Source organism: Roseimicrobium gellanilyticum (genome assembly GCF_003315205.1).
Classification (GTDB): domain Bacteria; phylum Verrucomicrobiota; class Verrucomicrobiia; order Verrucomicrobiales; family Verrucomicrobiaceae; genus Roseimicrobium; species Roseimicrobium gellanilyticum.
In genome coordinates, this window is sequence record NZ_QNRR01000005.1 from 420,551 (window position 1) to 434,329 (window position 13,779).

At 60.1% G+C, this 13,779-nt stretch carries 13 protein-coding genes; 4 read left to right on the forward strand and 9 right to left on the reverse strand.

The genetic code is table 11. From position 1 onward, the window contains the following. The first annotated feature begins 248 nt into the window (after positions 1-248). Both DES53_RS16575 and DES53_RS16580 read left to right on the forward strand, forming a co-directional pair. Positions 249-1,628, forward strand: coding sequence for a hypothetical protein (locus DES53_RS16575; RefSeq protein ID WP_113959443.1), 1,380 nt, complete (start codon positions 249-251; stop codon positions 1,626-1,628). A gap of 64 nt (positions 1,629-1,692) precedes the next feature. Then, the gene (locus DES53_RS16580) at positions 1,693-2,070 is read left to right on the forward strand and encodes a hypothetical protein (protein ID WP_211325575.1); all 378 of its coding nucleotides are present in this window, start codon (positions 1,693-1,695) and stop codon (positions 2,068-2,070) included. Between the two features lie 87 nt (positions 2,071-2,157). Here the strand turns inward: DES53_RS16580 and DES53_RS16585 are convergent, their stop codons facing one another. Genes DES53_RS16585 through DES53_RS16605 form a run of 5 tightly spaced genes read right to left on the reverse strand, consistent with a single transcriptional unit; the run spans position 2,158 to position 8,980 of the window. After that, positions 2,158-5,628, reverse strand: coding sequence for a PVC-type heme-binding CxxCH protein (locus DES53_RS16585; protein ID WP_113959393.1), 3,471 nt, complete (start codon positions 5,626-5,628; stop codon positions 2,158-2,160). A 26-nt stretch (positions 5,629-5,654) separates the two neighbouring features. Next, positions 5,655-6,680, reverse strand: a complete 1,026-nt coding sequence (locus DES53_RS16590; protein WP_113959394.1) for a hypothetical protein — start codon at positions 6,678-6,680, stop codon at positions 5,655-5,657. 3 nt (positions 6,681-6,683) lie between these two features. Next, positions 6,684-7,148: a hypothetical protein gene (locus DES53_RS16595; protein ID WP_113959395.1), complete on the reverse strand. Its 465-nt coding sequence runs from the start codon at positions 7,146-7,148 to the stop codon at positions 6,684-6,686. A 47-nt stretch (positions 7,149-7,195) separates the two neighbouring features. Further along, positions 7,196-8,152, reverse strand: a complete 957-nt coding sequence (locus tag DES53_RS16600; protein ID WP_113959396.1) for an SGNH/GDSL hydrolase family protein — start codon at positions 8,150-8,152, stop codon at positions 7,196-7,198. 36 nt (positions 8,153-8,188) lie between these two features. After that, positions 8,189-8,980: a glycosyltransferase family 2 protein gene (locus DES53_RS16605; RefSeq protein ID WP_113959397.1), complete on the reverse strand. Its 792-nt coding sequence runs from the start codon at positions 8,978-8,980 to the stop codon at positions 8,189-8,191. 68 nt (positions 8,981-9,048) lie between these two features. Between DES53_RS16605 and DES53_RS16610 the strand changes: the two genes are divergently transcribed. Continuing rightward, the gene (locus tag DES53_RS16610; RefSeq protein WP_113959398.1) at positions 9,049-10,110 is read left to right on the forward strand and encodes an NAD-dependent epimerase/dehydratase family protein; all 1,062 of its coding nucleotides are present in this window, start codon (positions 9,049-9,051) and stop codon (positions 10,108-10,110) included. 239 nt (positions 10,111-10,349) lie between these two features. Then, entirely contained in the window at positions 10,350-10,616 is a 267-nt protein-coding gene (locus DES53_RS16615) for a hypothetical protein (RefSeq protein ID WP_113959399.1), read from the forward strand. A 15-nt stretch (positions 10,617-10,631) separates the two neighbouring features. Here the strand turns inward: DES53_RS16615 and DES53_RS16620 are convergent, their stop codons facing one another. From DES53_RS16620 to DES53_RS16635, 4 genes are all read right to left on the reverse strand, one after another. Continuing rightward, a complete protein-coding gene (locus tag DES53_RS16620) occupies positions 10,632-11,024 on the reverse strand; it encodes a hypothetical protein (RefSeq protein ID WP_113959400.1) in 393 nt (130 codons plus the stop codon). A gap of 57 nt (positions 11,025-11,081) precedes the next feature. Next, a complete protein-coding gene (locus tag DES53_RS16625; RefSeq protein ID WP_113959401.1) occupies positions 11,082-11,567 on the reverse strand; it encodes a DUF6985 domain-containing protein in 486 nt (161 codons plus the stop codon). 40 nt (positions 11,568-11,607) lie between these two features. Next, positions 11,608-12,195: a DUF4272 domain-containing protein gene (locus DES53_RS16630; protein WP_113959402.1), complete on the reverse strand. Its 588-nt coding sequence runs from the start codon at positions 12,193-12,195 to the stop codon at positions 11,608-11,610. Positions 12,196-12,318: 123 nt separating this feature from the next. Continuing rightward, positions 12,319-13,710, reverse strand: a complete 1,392-nt coding sequence (locus tag DES53_RS16635; protein ID WP_113959403.1) for a sulfatase-like hydrolase/transferase — start codon at positions 13,708-13,710, stop codon at positions 12,319-12,321. Between the last annotated feature and the right edge of the window lie 69 nt (positions 13,711-13,779).

Below are 13,779 nucleotides of genomic sequence, written 5' to 3' on the forward strand. Positions count from 1 at the left end.
TTGGGCTTTCCAGCCCGACAGCGGACGTTGGACTTTCTAGTCCGACGGATGGATATGCGGAACAAGGCTGTAGAGGTGATGTGTGGTTGGTTTCGGTAGCTGTCAGGGCAGAAGCCCTAACGCTCACTGTCGGGCTGGAAAGCCCAACCTCCGATCCGTGCGCCGCCTCCGAGCAAACTCCTCCATCTCACTCCGTATAAGGAGGCATGCTGCCGCGCTGCTTTCTTGCCTTCGCCCTCTTGCTTCTCATGCTGCTGCCTTCGCGGTTCACGCACGCAGCCCCTTTCGAGCTCGCCACCTTCACGGTGGATGTGACCATCCCTGTGGGACATCCCTGCATGGGTGGTGGCATTGCACCAGCGGGCAAGGTCATCCAACCACTCCTCGCGAAAGGGTTCGTGCTTACCGGTGCCGGGAGACCCTTTGTGGTGGTATGCTTTGACTGGTGTGAGATTCGCGGCTCCGCGTTCGAAGATTGGCGCAAGGGATTGGCAGAGGAGTGCGGCACAGTTCCAGAGCGAGTGCTCATCACCAGCACGCATGTGCATGATGCGCCAGTCATGGATCCGGAGGCTGAGCATCTATTGCATGAAGCACAAAAGACAGGCGCGTGGAAGAACCTTGCAGCGCCGGACCCGAAGGCTCGTATCCAGCTCGCCAGCGTGTGCTGGCCGGACTTCAATCGCATTTGCATCCAGCGGGTGCGTGTCGCGGTGAAGGAGGCGCTCGCCGGGAAGAAGCGTGTCACCCACTTCGGCATTGGACGCGCGGAGGTGAAGGAGGTGGCGAGTAATCGACGCTACATCACGCCGGAAGGGCAGGTGCTCTACAACCGCATGAGCCGCAATACGAATCCAGTGGCACGCGATGCGGACGCAGGCACGATTGATCCGTGGCTGCGCACCTTGAGTTTTTGGGATGGGGAGACACCCGTGTGCGCCTTGCACAGCTATGCCGTGCATCCCATGAGCTACTATGGGGGGGGCGAGATCTCCATCGACTTCGTGGGCCTCGCGCGGGAGCGCATGCAGCAGGAGCATCCCACGGTGCACCAGATGTATGCCTCAGGTTGCTCGGGCAATGTCACCGCGGGGAAATGGAACGATGGTGCGCCAGCAAATCGTGATGTGCTGGCAGGTAAGATCCATGCTGCGATGCAGGAGGCGTGGAAGCAGACAAAGAAACTACCCCTTGAGCAAGTGGGTTTCAAAGCGGCGAAAATCGCCCTTGGTGCGCGGAACAGCATTGGCTTCACGGAGGAGGCGTTGCGGCACCGCATTTCGAATGACCCGGGACCTTTCGCTCGTGCGGAGGCGGCGATGGGGCTCGCGTGGTATGAACGCGTGAAGGCCGGGCATCAGATTGATTTGCCGATGCTGGACTTCGGCGGAGCGGCACAATTGCTGTTGCTGCCAGCCGAGTCGTATGTGGAGTTCCAGCTCTATGCGCAAGAACTGCGTCCGGACAGCTTCGTCATGGTCATGGGTTACGGCGAGTGCGGACCGGGATACATTCCCATCGAACGCGCCTGGCAGGAGAGGGATGGCAATTTGCGCGATTGGGCTTGGGTGCCAACGGGTTCGGAAGACGCGATGAAGGCAGCGATCCGTGAGGTGATGCTGAAATAGGGAGCGCTTTGGACTTGCAATAAGGGATCAATCCCGCTGCAATGAGCGCTTTCGAAAATAACCCATGCAAATCATCGGTATAGAAAACATGACGGGCCAGGAGCTGGCGCACGAGCTGGACCGGGGAGGCCGGTTTGTGATGTTCAAGTACACCTTCTCGGTCATCGTCATGACCTTCAACAAGGGCAGCGATATCTACTTCATCAAGGGAAGTGAAGGCAGGATGGGGAAAGGGGCGAGGTACACTCTTCTGACCTTGTTCTGCGGTTGGTGGGGCCTCCCATGGGGGCCCATCTACTCTATTGGCAGCCTTTGGACCAATCTCAGTGGAGGCCAGGACGTGACCAACGAGGTGCTGGCCGTTCTGCAGGCACCCTCGCATGAGCGCTACGGGACGCCGCCACCAGTTCCATCTTCCGCGCCACCGCCGATTCCGCGGTAAACCATGCGTTGGTCCGCGCAGCAAGCGCAGCCACTCCAAAGATCACGCGGATGCCCGCGTGATCTTTTTTATTGCTTGTGAGGTGGCTCAGGGAGTCGTCACCACCTTCGCCGGGCCATCCACAATTTCCACCTTGAAGCCGGGGAGTTCGCCGGCCTCTCGAGTGAGAATGAAGGTCACGGTGCTCTTGCCCGCAGGCAGTTCGAGCGGGAGCTCTTCCGTCACTTCTTGAATCACCTTCTCACCGACGGTCACTACGATGCCCTTGGTGGCGGTGAGCTTCAGCTTTACCTGACCGGCGGCGGGCATTTCCAGATCCGCCTGGGCGATGCGGGGGAACCAGGGATACATCTTCACGGGCACGGGCATCTCGGCCAGGGGCAGGTCGCCGCTCACGAGGCTGGTCTTGAACTCCCACGGGTACTTGTAGGCGCGGTCGTTGAGGGCGAAGAGGCCCACGTGACGCACGTGGTCCACGTCCGCCTGCTCCATCACGCCCATGGTGCGCCAGGTGCGGATGTAGGGGTTGGCGGGAGTCTTGTAGGGACCTTCCCGGCCCAGCTCACTGAGGAAGCGCACGAGATCCAGGAACTCATCTTCGCGCAGGCTCGCGGTGAGACCGGGGGGCATCATGGACACGGGGCTGATGGTCTTCTGCGCGATGTCCGCCTTGGCGACTTTGTGCATCTGGTTTGCGGCGTCGCGGATGACCAGTTCATCGCTGCCGTCCTGAGCCACACCACCCGCCACCACGCGGCCGTCTTTGGTGGTGACCATGGTCATGTGGTAGCCTTCCTTGATTTTTGCCGTGGGGTTGAGGATGGATTCGATGAGGTAATCCACCTGCGCGCTGGCGCCGATGCTCACCATATCAGGTCCAATCACACCACCGCTGCCGCCGATGGCGTGGCAGGAGATGCACAGAAGCTGCTGACGGCGGTACACTTTCTCACCACGCGCGGCATCGCCGAGCTTCTGCACCTTGGCCACCATGGCAGTCATCTCCTCAGGAGTGAGCGGTTTGTCCATCTGCTTGATCTGGCCCGCTTTGCGCAGGGAGTCTTCGATGAGTGAGGCCAGGCCCTTGCTGCTTGCGAGGCGGATGCCTTCGATGGCAGCGGCTTCAGGAATGGTCTTGCCTTCGAGTTCCTTCGCCAGCACCGCGGGGAGCTTCTTGTTCCGGAGGAAGGCTTCCAGTACAGGCTTCGCATCCTCGGGGGACTTCACCGTACCGAGGAACTCCACGGCACGCTTGGCTGCGAGGGAGGGCGTGAGATCCGAGAGTGGGATGATGCCGAGCTGGGCTCGCACTTCACCGGAGGGATCCTGGGAAAGCTTGTCGAGCAGGGTACGGGAGGCTTCGCCACCCAGGGACACCAGACCGCGTACGGAAGCCACGCGGACAGCCATGTCCGCCTCGGCGCTCTGGGCCCATTGCGTGAGCAGTTCGCGCGCAGGTTCCTGCTTCCACAGGCCGGCGAGCTGGGCGCCTTGCGCGCGGAAGCCGGGATTCGCGGAGTCGAGCAGCTTCTTCGTCTGCTCAAACGCGGCTCCCTCGGGAATGCCGCCCCGTTGGGCCGCTCGCTGCAGGGAGGCGAGGAGGGGAGACACTGGCGCATTCTGGCCCAAACGTTCCAGAGCCACGGTGAGGATGGCCCCGAGCTGTTTTGGTGAGCCGAAGTCACCCACCATGGCCAGCACGGTTTCCGCATCTTCCGGAGCAAGCTTGTTCGCGAGGTAGGCGGTGAGCAGCGGTTCCAGAGCCTCTGGTTTGCCGGTGGACTTCAGCGCATAGACGAGGTGCTTGGGATTTTCGTCGAGCTTCAGTTTCCCAGCGAGAAAGACGGGCAACCAGATATCCGCCTGCTCGCGTGCGGTGAGTTCCAGGAGGAAGTCGATGTTGTTGTCCACCGGTGTCTGCTTGTCGAGTGCGCGAAGGGCCACGGCGAAGGCTTCGGGCTTGGACATGAGGCGCAGGCAGGCGACGGCCCACAGGCGCACCTGCGCGCTTTCATCCGCCACAGCATTTTCCAGCAGCTTCAGGGCATCCGGCACTTTATCGAGGTGATGAGAGAGAATGCGCAGGCCTGCGGCACGGACACGAGGGTCGGGAGAGGTGAGCAGGAGGCGGGTCCACTTCGCCGAGTGCACGTTGAGTGCTTCCCGTGCCCAAGCCAGGTGCAGGAGCGTCTCGCCTTGCTGCGGAGGCACCGTCGCGAGGTCGGCAGGCAGGGCTTCTTCCCTGATTTTGTTCAGCAGGGCGATGGCTTCTTGGGGCATGCGCTCACGCATTTCCAGCGTGGCGAACTGACGGTTCCAGCGGCGCGGGCTTTCGAGTTGCTTCACCAGCTCTTCGAGCGTCATCTTCGAAAAGTCCACCTTCTCCGTAAGCGGACGGCCCTTGGCGGTGAGACGCCAGATGCGGCCATTCACGCGGTCGCGACGGGGGTCGCGGAAGTCCACTTCACCGTGCTGGATGATGGGATTGAACCAGTCCGCGATGTAGAGTGCGCCATCGGAGCCCGTGCGTGCATCGATGGGGCGGAAGCCACGATGCGTGCTCGCCAGCACGTCGGGCAATTGCTTGCTCACGTAGCTGCTGCCGCTTTCGGAAAGCTTGAAGCGGTTGATGCGATTGCCGCGGAAGTCGCAAGTGATGAGGGTGTCCTGCCAGTCGTCCGGGAAGTGCGGGTCCTCGACGATTTCCAAGCCGCATTGCTTCGGCTGGCCGGGATTCAGACCATCCAGCACACGCTTCGCACCGGGCGAAGTCTTGAAGACGGCACCAGGGTAGATGAAGTTGATGCCTTCGCTGCCGGCACCGTCCGTGGCAAAGCTCTGACCCCAGCGGTCGAACTCATGGCCCCAAGGGTTGATGAGACCCTTCGCGATGATCTCCAGGCGCTGTGTCTCGGGCTGGTATTCCCAGATGCCGCCACCCATGAGCCGGCGTACGCCCCATGGCGTTTCGATGTGGCTGTGGATGTAAATGCTCTGGTTGAAATGAATTTGCCCATCCGGACCATGGCGCAAGGTGTGTACGAGGTGGTGGGTATCCTCCGTGCCGAAACCGCTCAGCACCACCTGGCGCTGATCTGCCTTGCCATCGCCATCCGTGTCCCTGAGGAAAAGAATCTCCGTCGAGTTCGCCACATAGCAGCCACCGTTTGCAGGAAGCACGGCGGTGGGGATGTGCAGGTCATCGGCGAAGAGCGTGCTCTTGTCCGCCTTGCCGTCGTTGTCCGTGTCTTCAAGGATGACCACCTGGTCGATGGCTTCCTCACCCGGTTTGATTTGGGGATAGGTCGTACTGCACACCACCCAAAGGCGGCCCTTCGAGTCCCAGTTCATCTGCACCGGCTTGCGCAGCAGGGGCTCGGCGGCCCACAAGTTGATTTCATAACCCTCTGGCACCACGAAGGCTTTCTGTTCAGCATCCACGGAAGGATCCGGCAGGTCTGCCAGGCCCTTCGGCTGGGAAGCGGTCGCAGAGGTCACCGTACCCATCAGGAGCGTGAGGGCCGCGGAGAGGGTTGTGAAGGAGTGAGCAGGTCGCATAGGAAAGGGAGAAACGGAAGCTGGGATCAGGGCAGCGTCTTTTGCAGGGAGAGACGCGGACCGCGTGCGCGTGACATCGCCAGCGCGATGAGCCACGGGACATTCACCAGGAATATCAAACAGAGGATCTGATGGTTCGTAAAAGACAATCTCATCAGCCAGGCGATGGAGAGGTGCAGGATGATGATGGAGATGCCCATGAAGCAGGACCACTTCCGATCGCGCAGTCCCACCCAGGCGAAGAGTTCAATGAAGAAGCCCACGTCAAAGAGCAGCATCGCCAGATAGGGATGGTGCAGCAGGAGCGTGGCGGAGGCGGGATCACCGGCGAACTCCACTTCCAGGTCCTTGTAATAGGAGAGGCGGTGGGTCTTGATGATCTCCACGCTGAGGTACTGTGAGTTCCACAGCCACATGCCCTTGGAGTTGATGATCTTCGTCACCACGGAGGTGATGTAGCCCGCGAGGATGATGCCGCGGCTGTAGTACCAGAGCTGGGCGCGCATCCCGGCATCGGGCAGCTTCCTCTTCCACCACGCCACCGCGGCCTGGCCGAAGAGCATGATGCTGATCATCTGGTGCCCGTGGTAGGTGTAGCCCTGTGAATCGTGATACGTCCACACGAGCATGTGCATGATCGCGAGCACGGGCAGCACGAAGCGGATGCCGTAGCCAAGGATGTACACGGCGATGAGCACACAGGCGATGACGAAGAACTCCTCAAACAGCCCGGCACGCGGGATCCACGTGAGCGGGCCCGCGCCTTTGGCGCCGAGTTCCTCGCCCGGTTCCATGACTCCGTGATGCAGCCAGGTGAGGTCCACGAAATTGGCGATGCCTTTCGGCTTGTCCTGCGCCACGTGGCGGAAGGGGTGCCAGTCCGTGAATATCCACACGAGCATGGCCCCGAAGAGCAGACGCATGATGAACCATTCCCAGCGGCTGATGGGCTCCGGCAGGAAGCCAGCCTTCGCCCAGGACACAAAGCCCGCCTTCCACCGCTGGAGGCGGGTGGGCGCTTGGGTGCTGGGTTTGGTCACGTCGATGTCCATGCCTCAGCGCTTTTCCTTCCGTGGTGGTTGCACATGCTCTGCGACCACTGTGTTCGTTTCGATGAAGTGGCCATCGCCGAAACCAATCTTGGTTTCAATCAACCGGATGCGCTCAGGCAGGGGCCGCTTGGGACGCTGCGCGTTCTTCTGGCGGAGGTACTTCAGCACCTCCAGCCCGGCCTCTTCTTCCGTGGCGAAGTCATGCTTGTACGCGCCGAACATCTTCCCCACCTGGGAGGGGCTGATGCCAGTGTGGTACACATGAGCCAGAGGCTGGCCCTCGCCGTCTGCCAGGTACTGCCACTTCAGCGGGCGCGAAGTGGGCATGGAGTACATGGGATAGTGGGAAAAGGGGAACTGGTCCCGCGTGAGCTGGGTGATGAGCACCAGCACCATGAGGGGGAAGATGGGATGGCGCACCAGACGCCGCCATCCGGGCGAAGTCGAAGTGAATATGGGAAGTCCCATGGAGTGCGCTGAAGCTGAGGCTTTTGAACCTTCCTACACGGCTAGGCTCACGGGAGCTGCGGCAGGGCCTGGAGGATCTTGAGCTTCTGTTCCTGAATTTTCTTGTCCTCCGCTGCCACGAGCGCGTCGAACTGCTCCACTTCGGCGGCGTTCTGACCTTGCTCGTGCTTGCGGAATCCATAGAGGTAGGTCTCGTTCGCGGGACGCCAGCGGTTGAAGAATAGCGAGTCCTTCTTGATCACGTCCCTCCGGAGCTGGGTTGCGGCGGGGCCGGCGGGGTCCTGCTTCGGCAGGCCGAGACCCTCGATCATCTTCGCGGCCCACTGCTGGTAGCCAGCCTCGGCGTAGTGGATGCCGTTCTCCGTGATGGGGTGCTCCGGGCGTTCCTTCTTCGCGCCGCCCATCAGCTCGAATCCATCCACAAAAAAGGCACCCTGCTTGCCGGCGAATTCCTTCAGTGCGTTGCGCACGTCTTCCAGCTTGGCGTTGGCCTCGGTCTGGTCGGGGAGGGGAGAGCCCAGATTTTCAAGCGGAGGAGGTGCGACCACGATGACGCGCACATGCGGGTTCTTCGAGCGCACAAGTTCCAGCAGGTTGCGGTAGCCCGAGATGAATTCCGGCATCTTGATGAGTCCCTCAAACGGCAGATCCGCACCGTAGCAGGCGATGAGGACCGTGGGCTTCAGCGTTTCCAGATGCTTGCCGAGGCGCTCCAGACCTTCCGTGGGAGGGCCGAAATAGGAGCGGGCGTGGCCGAAGACAGTGTCCCCGCTCCAGCCCAGGTTCCGCACGGAGATTTGCTTTTGCCCCACGGCGAGGGTCAGGGCCGTCTCCAGAAAGCCGTAGTGCTGCTCGCGTTCCACGATGGTGCCGCCGAGGATCACGACACGGTCCCCGTCCTTGAACTCAAAGGCGCGGGTGGGCGGAGTGGTTTGCGAGGTTGCGGTTGCGGTCGTTCCAAACAAGACGAGGGCAAAGGAGAGGCGTAGGAGGGCGGATTTCATGCGCGGGGACACGAGGGCTGGAAAAAACGCAGGCGGCTAGGGGCTCTTTTCTTTCGATGTGGGCTGAATCTGCCGCCGATAGTCTCCCCGGCTGAAGAACTTCTCCAGCCAGACATAGAGAATAATGAAGAGATAGCGGCTGCCCATCTCCTTGATTTTCAGTTTTGGGACGCCCGCGCGACGATTTCGCCACGTGATGGGCATGGTGGTCCAGGTATAGCCGCGGACGATGGCCTTCAGCGGAATCTCCACCGTGAGATTGAAATGCGGAGCAATGAAGGGACGGCAACCCTCGATGACCTCGGCGCGGTAGGCCTTGAAGGCATTGGTAGTATCGTTCAGGGGGATGCGGAAGAGCACCTTGATGCCCCAATTGGCGATACGATTCAGGATGAGCTTGTGCGTGGGGTAGTCATGGACGCCGCCGCCCTTGATGAAACGGCTGCCGAAGACGCACTCGTGGCCCTGATTTAGCAGGTCCCAGTACTGCACCACCTCCGCAGGGCTGTCCGAGCAGTCGGCCATCATGATCACCACGGCATCGCCCAGCATGTGATTTAGCCCGCAAATGATGGCGCGTCCGAAGCCATTGGGGCCGGTGTTGTTCACCGGCCGGAGGGTGGGGATGCGCTGGCTGAGTTCCTGTAGCAGCCCCCAAGTGCCGTCCTGACTGCCGTCATTCACCACGACAATTTCGTGGGAAATCTGACGGGCGGACAGGGTCTGGTGAAGCTCCTCCACCGTGTGGGCCACACTTCCCTCCTCATCACGAGCCGGAATGACCACGCTGAGCAGTTGCACCGGCTTTGGGTTGAGGGATTCGGGCATCAGAAAAGAAGTTCAGCCATGTAGAATTTTCTTTGCGGCGTCAATCTCAAATCGTAGCTTCGCGGCTCATGAAGATTGCCCTGGTAACCGGTTCAGGGGGCCTAATCGGCTCGGAAACGTGCAGACGGCTGCACGCGGAAGGCTATGCCATCGTCGGGGTCGACAATGACATGCGCGCCTATTTCTTTGGGGAGGAAGCCTCTACCAAGGGGACCCGCCAGCTTCTGCGCAAACAACTGCAGGTGTATCACGACGAGCCTGCGGACATTCGCGATTGGGATGCGGTGGAGTTCCTTTTCAAAAAGTTCGGATTCGCCATAGGCGCTGTAGTCCATACGGCGGCCCAGCCCTCACACGATTGGGCGGCGAAGGAGCCACTCACGGACTTCGCGGTGAATGCCCAGGGTACCATGTACCTGCTGGAGGCCACCCGGAAGTACTGCCCCGAGGCGGTCTTCATCTTCACCAGCACGAACAAGGTGTACGGCGACACGCCGAACCGCCTGCCACTGGTGGAAAAAGAGACCCGGTGGGAGGTGGATGAGTCCCACCCCTATTTTGCGAAGGGCATCGATGAGTCGATGAGCATCGACGGCAGCAAGCACTCCATCTTCGGCGCGAACAAGGTGGCGGCGGACATCATGGTGCAGGAGTACGGGAAGTACTTCGGCATGAAGACCGGTGTCTTCCGCGGCGGCTGCCTCACAGGACCGGCGCATGCGGGTGCCGAGCTCCACGGCTTCCTGGCCTACCTCATGAAGTGCACCGTCACCGGCCGCCCCTACAACATCTACGGCTACAAGGGCAAGCAGGTGCGGGACAACATCCACAGCCATGACCTTGTGGATGCCTTTGTGAAGTTCATGAACAACCCCCGTCCCGGCGAGGTGTACAACATGGGCGGCTCCCGCCACTCGAACTGTTCCATGCTGGAGGCCATCAAGATGTGCGAGGACATCAGCGGCAAAAAGCTCGATTGGAACCTTCTGGATGACAACCGCATCGGCGACCACATCTGGTACGTGAGCGACGTGTCCAAGTTCCAGAGCCACTACCCCGACTGGGAATACAAGTACAATCTCCAGACCACGCTGGAGGAAATCTACAAGGCGTGCGCGCTGACGAAGTAGGGTCGTGTGGTGGATGGTGAGTCGAGGGATTCAACACGGAGACGCAGAGACGCGAAGGCACGGAGGAGGTTCGGATTCCTAATTCGAACGCCCTCTCTGATTCACTCGCTCACGAAGTCACAATCTGAGACTCTCTGGAACGATGAACGTACCCGAGCCAAGACTTGGGGTTCGGTCGAGAACACCTCATAAAATGAGCTGTCGACGGCTCGGATAATAATCCAAGGTGAGTCAACGCTTTGTTCGAAAGCCGAAAACTCGCCGTCAATGACTTGAACAAGACGGTGCGCCAAATGGCTGAGATGTTCGCCAGGGATCAACGTCTGGCCATCCGCCAATCCTTCCAACCCGATTCCTTCCTCCCCGGTCGCCCAAACCTCGGACGCAAGCCACTGGGACTGGATCGCCCGCTCTCCGAACAGGTCGAGAAGGTCACGAAGGTCCACGGCAAGGACGTGACAGTCCTCTCGTGTGTCGTGAATCTGAAGGCCTTGCATGCTCAGTGATGTGGGGTGGTCTAGTTAAGTATCCTCGGACTCATCGTCTTCACGCCACCCGTCGAGGGCTCCGACTCCAAACGTGTCTTGAACCGGGTAGCCGTATTGCCTGGCAGCAGCGGCAAGGTGGTTGGGAGCATGAACGAGAAAGTCTCCGATGCCTTCGCGAATCTCTTCTGGAGTGAAGCGTTCTGGATAGAGCAAGAGCGCCGTGACAAACGCGGCATCGGAGTTCCAGTCCGTCATGTGGAATGCGATGTCGAGCGCGGTCTTGTCGTTGAAGTCGCCAGCAAGAGCTGCCTGCGCTGCTTGCTGGGCATCGGGGATAGGGACCGAAAACTGTTCGGCTCGATTGCCCACCAACTCGCGAAAGATCGCGATGGCTTTGTCGTGGACAGATGGATTGTCTTTGCTCATGGGGGATGGGTGACGGGTGCTGGTCTGGTGCTGTTCGTTGCAGATCGTAGCCGGGCGTTACACAACGCTGCCGCACAGTTCCCAGAGCTTACCGTTTTGAATTCGGGCTCCGACGGTGTGCTCCTCATCCCAAGTCACACGATAGGCTATCTCGATGGAGGGGCCAGCTTGCGGCGAGCCTTGAATCAGCTCAATGCAGACCCGCTCGGCAAACACGTGAGGCCAGACGTCCTCAGCACGATCAATTTTTGGAAAGGGTTCAGAATCTTCAGGTAGTTCTCCCGCCGAATCAGCATCCCGGTAGGGTTCGTAGTGCTCAAACAAACTCGCCTGAATCTGGGGAAGCAGAGAATCATATTGCGCAGCTAATTCATGGGCCTGGGCCAGGCACAGTGAATCCGGTGATTGACGCCCGCCAGCAAGGCTCAACTCAATCTTGCCATGCTGATCTAGCGTGACGCTCCCTTTCCAATGGCCGCGTGACCGCGTCAGCAAGCCAAGATGGTTGTCCTCAAAAGTCGCGGCCTTGAACAGGTTGAACATGGTGTGTGTGCATGATGATGTTTAACGACTTGCCGTGCACTCAGGTGTCAGTGGGAACGTCATCCCAATCATCTCCCCAGCCTGCCACCCAACTGAGCCCATATCGCCGTTCGTAGACGACCGATGGATTCAAAGCGTCGACCGGAAGTTCACCCGGATCAAGTGGCCTGCCGGCCCCAACATTGAGTCCAAGCTGCCTGTCTCGTACCCTCCAGTGCTGGTGGTACAGAAATCCCTCCATCGCCTGAATCTCCTCTGAGGGCCGCTTCTCGGCGCACAGACGGAATTCGTTCGGATCCTTCATTGCCGCAGCGATGAAGTCGGTGTCGAGAATCCAACATTGCTCAGACAGAAGTGGCATCTGCTCCAGCCCACCCAGTGACCAAATCAACGACACCAGTGCTTCGGCTCTCCAGCTGAAGTTCACGATGGCTTGCTGGTCTGGCGTGGAGTCGCTGAAGAAACCTCGCTCGGCATCCGAAAAGGAGTCGTGAATGCCGAACCGACGTGTCCAGTCTGCGACCCATGTCTGTTGCTGGGTATGGGCCACTATCGCCACCAATACCAGCGAGCGCTCTGCAATCTCCAGCGCTGATCGCTCCGTCAGTTTGACGCTCTCGTCTTCCATATTCCCGGCATGATTATGCAAGCGGTGTGCAGAAGTACAGAGAAAATGCTGTCGCTATCGTTAGGGATTGGAAGTTTCGTCAGGGGAAATAACCAAACGTCCTCTGCGCTACGAGCATTGTCTCTAGTCTCCCGCCTTCCCACCCTTGTCACGCTCCACCACCATGTCGTGTGCTGCGAACTTTGCCAGCATCTCTTCCAACATCGCTGTTTGCTCCGGATGTTCGGCGATCACGTTGCGTGACTCGCCAGGGTCAGCTTTGAGATTGTAGAGTTCCTTCCTGTCGCCTTTCTTGTCCTTGGCACCGCCCCCCTTGGTGACAATCAGCTTCCAATCTCCAAGCCGTACCATGCGTGCGCGGTAGCCTGGACTGGCGGAGTAGATGGGCATCGGTTCAAGAGGGCCGTTCTTGGCGTGATTCGCCAGCATGGGATTGAGGTGCGCGCCATCGCCCGTGGCGGCGCGGGGCAGCTCGACTCCACCGAGGGAGCAGAGCGTGGTGAACCAGCAGGTGACGCTGACCGGTGCGTCCTGCACTCCCGCTTCCCAATGTCCCGGCCAGTGAGCAATGGCCGGAGTGCGGATGCCGCCGTCATAGAGGCCGCCTTTCCACCCGCGGAAGGGAGTGTTGCTGCCACGGATGGTGAGGTGCGGGCGGGTGTCGATGCCGGGATACTTGTCCTGCTTGTTGTCCACATCATCGTGTGCGCCGTTGTCGCTGAGGAAGAGCACGACGGTGTTCTTGCGCAGATCCTTCTTCTCCAGCGCCGCGAGGATTTGGGCCACGCCATCATCTAGGTGGGAGACATCCGCGGCATGGAGACGCTGTGCCGGGCCCTCAATGTGCTCATTCATCTTCAGCCACCGCTCGGGTTCATTGATGGGAACATGCACGGCGGTATAGGGGACGTAGAGGAAGAAAGGTTTATCCGCGCGCTCACCAATCCATTTCACGGCATCCTTCGTGATGAGGTCGGTGATGTGGCCCTCTTCATCCAGCAGAGTGCCGTTGCGATGCCACGTGCGTTGATGCGGTCCCATCTTGTATTCATGCGTGTCCGGCGTGGCGCCGCCGGCGAGCAGGCCGTAACTGTAGCCGAAGCCAAACTTGTCCGGCGGTGTATCGAGGCCGGAGCCGAGGTGCCACTTGCCGATGAGCGCGGTGTCGTATCCCCCGTTGGAAAGCAGACTCGCCATCGTGGGCGTGCCGAAGGGGAAGGCCTGTTCATTCTGCGCGCCCGTCACGCCGAAGCGGCTGGCATATTGTCCCGTGAGCAGCGCCGCGCGCGTGGGACTGCACATGGGATGCACGTAGTGCGCAGCGAGGCGGATGCCTTCGGCGGCGAGCTTGTCCAGGTGCGGTGTCTTCGCCTTGCCTCCCTGGAAGCCGACATCGCCATAGCCCAGGTCATCCGCGAGGATGATGACGAAGTTGGGTTTGTCCTGAGCGGCAGACGCGGGAGCGAAGGCTGCAGCAAAAATGAAAAACGCGAGGAGGAAACGTTCCGCGGACATACTGCGTGAGAACGTCTCGATGAGGAAAAACTTCCAGGCAATGAGGTCTCGCCTCAAAACTTCACCGAC